Source organism: Sphingomonas dokdonensis (assembly GCF_002197685.1).
In the GTDB taxonomy this organism is placed as follows: domain Bacteria; phylum Pseudomonadota; class Alphaproteobacteria; order Sphingomonadales; family Sphingomonadaceae; genus Sphingomonas; species Sphingomonas dokdonensis.
Genome location: NZ_NBBI01000005.1, coordinates 197,306 through 204,567, shown reverse-complemented (window position 1 = coordinate 204,567; position 7,262 = coordinate 197,306). Strand labels below are relative to the sequence as shown.

The window sequence follows — 7,262 nt, the reverse complement described above, 5'->3', positions numbered from 1 at the left end:
GAGCCAGGCGATGTCGCGATAGGTGGTGGCGTAGAGGATTGAGGCGCTGGGGAGGCCATCGGGGCCGTGCGTGCCGAGGTTGACCGAGCCGGGATCGAACGCGCCCATGCGGACGCCGGCGCGGGCGCGGGTTGGCGGCCGCGGATGAGTTTGCCGGGGAGGGCGTTGGTGGGTTCGCCTCCCTGGTAGATCACCTGGCCCGACTTGATCGTGGCGACATAGCCCTTGGCCTTTTGCATCAGGCGGCGGGCGCCGGTGGGGAGGTCGTAGATCATGTAGGGCTTGCCGAGTTCGAGCTGGTCGAAATCGATGACGTTGACGTCGGCGAGGTAACCGGGGGCGAGCAGGCCGCGGTCCGCGAGCCCGACGGCGAGCGCGGTGTCGCGGGTCTGCTGCTTCACCGTGTCGGCGAGATCGAGCAGGGGGCCACGGGTGCGGTCGCGGCACCAGTGGGTGAGCATGAAGGTCGGCAGGCTGACGTCGCAGATCGCGCCGACATGTGCGCCGCCATCCGACAGGCCGGATAGCGTGTTCGGGTTGGTGATCATCGCATGGACGTTGTCGAGATTGCCCTCGACGTAATTGTGCATCGGGAAGAACAGAAAGGCGCGACCCTCGTCCTCGAGCAGCGCGTCATAGACAAGTTCGTCGGGGTGGATGCCCTGGCGTTCGGCCTCGGCGGCGAGGCTGGTCGAAGGATCGGGCTCGTAATCGACGCGGTCGGTGATGCGGAACATCTTGTGCTGCGCGCCGGCGACCGAGTTGACGAAGGGGTGATCCTTTTCCGGCATTTCGGCGATCAGGCGGGCGCGGAATGCGGGATCGCGCATCCGGGCGACCTTCTGGTCGAGCGGCAGGTCGGCGATCTCGCGATAGCTGGGCCGGCTGATGAAAGGGTGGACCGAGCCTTGCAGTCCGAGCATCAGCCCGACCGGGCGGCCGGCGATCTGCGCCTTCAGTGGATAGCCCTCGGCGACCGAGGCATCGAGCCGATCGGTGAGCTGGCGCCATTGATTGGGCACGACATCGGCCTGGACCATCGAGAAGCTCAGCGGCTGGCCCGAGATCCTGGTCAGGTCGCGCACAAGGCTGAACTCCTCGTCCATGTCCTGGAAATCGGACACCCATTGCAGCACGCCGGTGCCGGCATCGGCGATGCCGCGGGCGATCGCCTCCATCTCCTCGCGCGCGGCGCGCACGGTGGGGGTGAGATCGCCATCGGCGGTGCGGTGGACCATCGTGCGGGTGGTCGAGAAGCCGAGCGCGCCGTCGCGCAGCGCCTCTGCGGTGAGGCGGCGCATTTCCTCATTCTCTTCCGGCGTGGCGGGATCGCGATCGGCGCCGCGCTGTCCCATCACATAGACGCGCAGCGCGCCGTGCGGCACCTGGACGGCGACGTCGATGTCGTGCGGCAGCTTGTCGATCGCGTCCATATATTCGCCGAAGCTTTCCCATTGCCACGACAGCCCTTCGTGCAGCGCGGCGCCGGGGATGTCCTCGACCCCCTCCATCAGGCGAATCAGCGTGTCGTGATCCTGCGGGCGGACGGGCGCGAAGCCGACGCCGCAATTGCCGACGACGACGGTGGTGGCGCCCAGCGTGGAGGACGGGTCCATCCGGGAGGCCCAGGTGATCTGGCCGTCATAATGGGTGTGGATATCGACCCAGCCGGGGGTGACGAGCTTGCCGGTCGCGTCGATTTCGCGTTTGCCGGTGCCGCTGACCGTGCCGATCGCGGCGATCCGATCGCCGTTGATCGCGACATCGCCGCGAAAGGGCGCACCGCCCGAGCCATCGACGATCGTGCCGCCCCTGATCACCAGGTCGTACATCGTGCCTCTCCATTTTTCGTCTTTGGCCGCAATGGTGACTTCCGCGCGGGGCTGAGGCAAGGAGATTCGAACAAGTGACTTAGGAGCGAGCGATGGCGACGGCAGCGGCAGCGGGGGCAGTTGAGCAAGTGAACGAGAGCGACGTGCTGGAGGACCTGCTGCGCGAGCGGCGCTCGGTGCGCGGGTTCAAGAAGGACCCGGTGCCTGCCGACCTGCTAGAGCGCGTGATGGAGATGGCGCAGCTCGCGCCCTCCAACTGCAACGTGCAGCCGTGGACCGCGCATGTCGTGTCGGGCGATTCGGCCGAGCGCATGCGCACGGTGCTGCACGAGGCGGCGAAGAGCGGGACGAAGATGACGCCCGACTTTCCGCTGACCGGCGCCTATCCTGGCCATTATCGCGGGCGGCAGATCGATGCGGCGAAGTCGCTGTTCGCGGCGACCAACGTGGCGCGCGAAGACGTGGCGGCGCGAACCGAATCGTTCCTGCGCAATTTCCGCTTCTTCGACGCGCCGCATGCCATGTTCCTGTTCATCCCGGCCTGGGCGGGGATGCGCGAGGCGGCGGATTGCGGCATGTATGCGCAGTCGTTCATGCTGGCGCTGACGGCGAATGGCCTGGCGTCGTGCGCGCAAGGGGCGCTGAGCCACCATGCCGAGATCGTGCATCGCGAACTGGGCGTGGGGGACGATCACAAGCTGCTGTTCGGCATCGCCTTTGGCTATGAGGATGCGGCGCATCCGGCGAACAGCGCGCGGACGGTGCGTGACCGGGACCATGTGATGCATGGGTGAGGGGTGCAGGGCAGGCTCTAGCCGCTGAGCCCGGCTTTCCTCGTGAGACCTGCGCGTGTTGATCCCCGCCTGAGCAGGGGATGACGTGCGAAGGGGAGGAGTAGGTAGCGAGTCGCGACCGTCATGCCGGCCTTGTGCCGACATCCAGCCCTCCGCGAACGCCGCTGGTGTTGAATGTGCGGGTGATGTTGGATGTGCGGGACGGTGGATGCCGGGACATGCCCGGCATGACGTGTTGGGGTGGCGTTGGGTGGTCCGACCGCATCATCCCGGACTTGATCCGGAATCCATTTTTCCGAGGGCGGTGTCGTCTGCCCCTCTGGCACCATCGCTTGCGGCGCCTTGGATCCCGGCGCTTCGGCCGAGATGACGTGGGCACACGCCGATGGTTCCCCTTTCCCCCGCTATCGCAAGCGACTATGGCCCCCTGTTAACCGATGACACCTGCAACGCCCCTTTTGCCGCCGGCCGACTGGCGGGACTTTCTTGCGCTCACCAAGCCGCGCGTGCTGTCGCTGGTGGTGTTCACGGGGCTGTGCGGGATGCTGGCGGCGCCGGTGGCGATCCATCCGGTGCTGGGGTTCACCGCGATCCTGTGCATCGCGATGGGTGCGGGCGCGGCGGGGACGCTCAACCAATGGTATGAGGCCGATCTCGACGCGATGATGAAGCGCACCGCCGGGCGGCCGCTTCCCGCGGGGCGAATGGAGCGGCAATCCGCGCTGCATTTCGGCGTGGGGCTGGGCGCGTTCTCGGTCATCCTGATGGGGCTGGCGCTGAACCTTGCCGCCGCGGCGATCCTGCTCGTCTCCATCCTGTTCTACGTCCTGATCTATACCGTCTGGCTGAAGCGCCGCACGCCGCAGAACATCGTGATCGGCGGCGCGGCGGGCGCGTTTCCGCCGCTGATCGGCTGGGCCGCGGCGACGGGGCAGGTGGCGCTGCTGCCGCTGCTCATGTTCATGCTCGTCTTCCTGTGGACGCCGCCGCATTTCTGGGCGCTCGCGCTGTTCGTGAAGACCGATTACGCCAATGCCGGCGTGCCGATGCTGCCGGTGGTGGCGGGCGAAAAGGTGACGCGGCGGCAGATCGGGCTTTACACGATCCCGATGGCGTTCGCCGCGGTGCTGCCGTGGCCGCTGGAGCTGACGGGCGCGATCTACGGCCTGTCCTCGCTCGCGCTGACGGGCTGGTTCGCGCTGCTGGCGCTGAAGGTGGCGGCGCGCACGACGGGTGCGGATGATGCGATGCTGCCCGAAAAGGCACTGTTCAAATATTCGATCCTGTATCTTTTCGTGATTTTTGCGGCCCTGGTGGTCGATCGGTGGATGGCATGAGACAGGACGACGAGGATCTGGTGCGCGCACGGCAGAAGAGCCGCTCGATCGTGATGGCGGTGCTGCTGGGCCTGTTCGTGATCCTGGTGTTCGCGATCTCGCTGGTGAAGATCCAGCAGGGGATCGACGCGCGATGATCCGGGTATTTTCCAGCAAGGGGCGCACCGCCGCCTTCGCGGTGTTCAGCATCTGCTTCATGACCGGCCTCGCCTTCGCCAGCGTGCCGCTTTACCGCCTGTTCTGCCAGGTGACGGGCTATGCCGGCACCACGCAGCGCGGCAACGAAGCGCCGGGCGCGACGTCGGCGCAGATGAAGATCGATTTCGACGCCAACACCAACACCCGCCTGCCCTGGCGCTTCACGGCCGAGCAATCGAGCCAGACGGTGGCGGTGGGCGCGCGCAACATGGCGTTCTTCAACGCGACGAATCGCGCCGCGACCGAGGTGACCGGCACCGCGACGTTCAACGTCACGCCGGAGCAGGCGGGCAAATATTTCACCAAGATCGAATGTTTCTGCTTCACCCAGCAGACGCTGAAGGCGGGCGAGAGCATGCGCATGCCGGTGATCTATTTCGTTGATCCGAAAATCCTTGAGGATCCCGACACGCGCGATATCGAGACCATCACGCTCAGCTACACGTTTTACCCGGTAGATTCGGACAAGGCGTCGAGCTAAGCGGTCGAAAATTCGAGTATCTAAGGGGAAGAGCCCGATGGCCGGCGCCAAGAACCACCAATACCATATTCTGCCTCCCGATCCCTGGCCGATGATCAGCTCGTTCTCCGCGCTGGCGATGGCGGCCGGCGGCATCATGTGGATGCACGGTGGGCACGTCGGCAAGCCGAACGGCGGGGGGCTGTTGTTCTTCGCGGGCCTGGCCGCGGTGCTGTTTTCCATGTTCTCCTGGTGGCGCAACGTCATCAAGGAAGCGCATGCGGGCGATCACACGCCGGTGGTGCAGCTGCATTTCCGCTACGGCATGATCCTGTTCATCGCCTCCGAGGTGATGTTCTTCGTGGGCTGGTTCTGGGCCTATTTCGATTTCGCGCTGTTCCCCGACGCGATCGGCTTCATCGACGGCGCGGTGGAGCGGTCGAGCGAGGCGCTGGCGATCGCCGCGCAATGGCCGCCCAAGGGGCTGGAGGTCATCAACGCGTTCGAGCTGCCGCTGCTCAACACGATCATTCTGCTGCTGTCGGGCACCACGGTGACCTGGGCGCACCATGCGCTGATCCACAACCAGCGCGGCGGCGAGAAGACCGGCGTGTGGGGCATGATCGGCGTCGGCGAGAACGACGGCGTGCTCAAGGGCCTGTGGCTGACGATCGTGCTGGGCCTGATCTTCAGCAGCATCCAGGCGTATGAGTACATCCACGCGCCGTTCCCGTTCAAGGGGATCAACTATGGCGCGGCCTTCTACATGGCGACCGGTTTCCACGGTTTCCACGTGATCGTCGGCACGATCTTCCTGATCGTCTGCCTGATCCGCGCGTACAAGGGCGACTTCACGCCCAAGCAGCATTTCGGCTTCGAGGCGGCGGCCTGGTACTGGCACTTCGTCGACGTGGTGTGGCTGTTCCTGTTCGTCTCGATCTACATCTGGGGTGGCTGGGGCGCGCCGGTCCACGGCGGCTGATCCTCCGATGACGGACGACAAGGGCGCGGCTCCCCACGGTGGTGAGCCGCGCCCTTTCGATTGTGGGGTAAAGGGGCTGTGCCCGCGTTGCGGCGCCCCCGACCTGTTCGCCGGATGGATCCGGTTTGCCGATCGCTGCCGTGCCTGCGGACTCGACATTTCGGCGTTCAACGTCGGCGACGGGCCGGCGGCTTTCCTGACACTCATCCTGGGCACGCTGGTGACGGTGGGCGCGATCGCGCTGGAGCTGAGCGTCTCCCCGCCCTGGTGGGTGCATGTGCTGATCTGGATACCGGTGACGCTGGCGGGCGTGCTGGGCAGCCTGCGCATCGCCAAGGGCTGGCTGCTCGCGCTGGAATATCGCAACCGCGCGGCCGAAGGGCGGGTGCGGCGATGAAGCGCATCCCGATCGTGCCGACGATCCTGGTGGTCGTGGCGGTCGCAATCATGATCACTTTGGGCTTGTGGCAGGGACTGGTGCGCCTGCCCGAGAAAGAGGCGCAACTGGCGCAGCTGGCCGACAATCCGTCGCGCCCACCGGTCGCCTTTCCGCATGGACCCGACGACAGCCTGCTGTTTCGCCGCACCGCCGCCGATTGCCGGGAGGTGCTCGGCATCACGCGCGCGGGGGCAGGGAGCGCGGGCTATCGTCTGATCGCCGAATGCCGGACGGCGGCGGGCGTGCCGTCGATCAAGGTGCAGCTGGGCACCACGCGCGAGCCGTTCCGCGAGGTGACCTGGGGTGGCGGGCTGGTGCGCGGCTGGATCAGTCATGCGCCCGATGCCACGCCGATGATCGCGCGGCTGTTCAACCACGTGCCGCAGGAGATGCTGCTGGTGGCCGACACGCCGGCGGCGGGGCTGAACGCGAATACGCGGCCCGACGTGGGGATCGTGCCGAACAATCACCTCGCCTATGCGGGGCAGTGGCTGTTCTTTGCGGCGTTGGCGGCGGTGATCTACGTGCTGGCGCTCAGGCGGCGGATGCGGCGCTGAGGGCGGTTTCACGCCGCTCATGTATCGCCGTGATTCCAAGAGGGGTGAGCCGCGCAAACGCTTTTCGCGTCCGCGCCTGGATCAGCCCAGCGCAAACAGCCCTGCGCAGCGCAAACGCTTTTCTTTCGCCGACGTTCGCGGCCAAGGCGCGACACGTTGCCGCACTCACGACGTCATGCCGGGGCTGTCGCAGCATCCGGGGTGCCGCAGATATTCGGCTGTCACGTTTGCGGATGGGTGGACCCCGGCATCCGGCCGGGGTGACGAGTGGGGGATCGTTCTGGCTGCCGTGATCGGTGGGGGCGGTGTTGGGGCGCGTAGGGGCGCGGTGCCAGGCGCTTCGGTGCGGCGCTTGATGGGACCGAACGGCAGGGTTTTCGATCGAAAGCACGAGTGACAGTGCGTGCGGAGGGTTGGACCCCGGCGCAGGGCCGGGGTGACGCGCTGGATATGGCGCGCGCCCGGAATGTCGGATGAGGCGCGGATGGGCGCTGGCTGGCGTGGCGGACGGCGCTGTTGTTTCCCAATTGAGCCCCGGCGTTCGGCGAGGAGGGGGCTTGGTGCGGGCGGAGTTCGGGCTTTGGTTGCGGATGGTGACGACGCGGGCAAGGCGGGCTTTGCGGGGTGATAGCTCGGCGTAGTTGTCTCGCGCCGCCGGCACGG

At 66.6% G+C, this 7,262-nt stretch carries 8 protein-coding genes; 7 read left to right on the top strand and 1 reads right to left on the bottom strand.

What is annotated here, in order from left to right:
- The coding region (locus SPDO_RS13650; protein WP_088368046.1) for an N-acyl-D-amino-acid deacylase family protein at nucleotides 1-1,832 on the bottom strand (1,832 nt) is incomplete at its 3' end.
- A 92-nt stretch (nucleotides 1,833-1,924) separates the two neighbouring features.
- Here SPDO_RS13650 and SPDO_RS13645 point away from each other — a divergent pair.
- The 7 genes from SPDO_RS13645 (at nucleotide 1,925) to SPDO_RS13620 (ending at nucleotide 6,599) form a co-directional block, all read left to right on the top strand.
- Nucleotides 1,925-2,626: a nitroreductase family protein gene (locus SPDO_RS13645; protein WP_211280088.1), complete on the top strand. Its 702-nt coding sequence runs from the start codon at nucleotides 1,925-1,927 to the stop codon at nucleotides 2,624-2,626.
- A 437-nt stretch (nucleotides 2,627-3,063) separates the two neighbouring features.
- Nucleotides 3,064-3,963 (top strand): heme o synthase, encoded by a 900-nt coding sequence (locus tag SPDO_RS13640; RefSeq protein WP_088368044.1) that lies wholly within the window; start codon nucleotides 3,064-3,066, stop codon nucleotides 3,961-3,963.
- Nucleotides 3,960-4,100, top strand: coding sequence for a hypothetical protein (locus SPDO_RS16975; protein WP_169716267.1), 141 nt, complete (start codon nucleotides 3,960-3,962; stop codon nucleotides 4,098-4,100). The genes SPDO_RS13640 and SPDO_RS16975 overlap by 4 nt, the downstream gene beginning before the upstream one ends.
- Nucleotides 4,097-4,642, top strand: coding sequence for a cytochrome c oxidase assembly protein (locus SPDO_RS13635; RefSeq protein WP_088368043.1), 546 nt, complete (start codon nucleotides 4,097-4,099; stop codon nucleotides 4,640-4,642). Before SPDO_RS16975 ends, SPDO_RS13635 begins: the two co-directional genes overlap by 4 nt.
- Before the next feature lie 37 nt (nucleotides 4,643-4,679).
- Nucleotides 4,680-5,603: a cytochrome c oxidase subunit 3 gene (locus SPDO_RS13630; protein WP_088368042.1), complete on the top strand. Its 924-nt coding sequence runs from the start codon at nucleotides 4,680-4,682 to the stop codon at nucleotides 5,601-5,603.
- A 7-nt stretch (nucleotides 5,604-5,610) separates the two neighbouring features.
- Nucleotides 5,611-6,000, top strand: coding sequence for a DUF983 domain-containing protein (locus SPDO_RS13625; protein ID WP_088368041.1), 390 nt, complete (start codon nucleotides 5,611-5,613; stop codon nucleotides 5,998-6,000).
- A complete protein-coding gene (locus SPDO_RS13620; RefSeq protein WP_088368040.1) occupies nucleotides 5,997-6,599 on the top strand; it encodes an SURF1 family cytochrome oxidase biogenesis protein in 603 nt (200 codons plus the stop codon). Before SPDO_RS13625 ends, SPDO_RS13620 begins: the two co-directional genes overlap by 4 nt.
- Nucleotides 6,600-7,262 lie beyond the last annotated feature (663 nt).

Excerpts from the sequence above, each read along its gene's own strand:
- SPDO_RS13625 (WP_088368041.1), top strand. The coding sequence starts at position 5,611 with ATGACGGACGACAAGGGCGCGGCTCCCCACGGTGGTGAGCCGCGCCCT.
- SPDO_RS13640 (WP_088368044.1), top strand. The coding sequence starts at position 3,064 with ATGACACCTGCAACGCCCCTTTTGCCGCCGGCCGACTGGCGGGACTTT.
- SPDO_RS13620 (WP_088368040.1), top strand. The coding sequence starts at position 5,997 with ATGAAGCGCATCCCGATCGTGCCGACGATCCTGGTGGTCGTGGCGGTC.
- SPDO_RS13635 (WP_088368043.1), top strand. The coding sequence starts at position 4,097 with ATGATCCGGGTATTTTCCAGCAAGGGGCGCACCGCCGCCTTCGCGGTG.
- SPDO_RS13645 (WP_211280088.1), top strand. The coding sequence starts at position 1,925 with ATGGCGACGGCAGCGGCAGCGGGGGCAGTTGAGCAAGTGAACGAGAGC.
- SPDO_RS16975 (WP_169716267.1), top strand. The coding sequence starts at position 3,960 with ATGAGACAGGACGACGAGGATCTGGTGCGCGCACGGCAGAAGAGCCGC.
- SPDO_RS13630 (WP_088368042.1), top strand. The coding sequence starts at position 4,680 with ATGGCCGGCGCCAAGAACCACCAATACCATATTCTGCCTCCCGATCCC.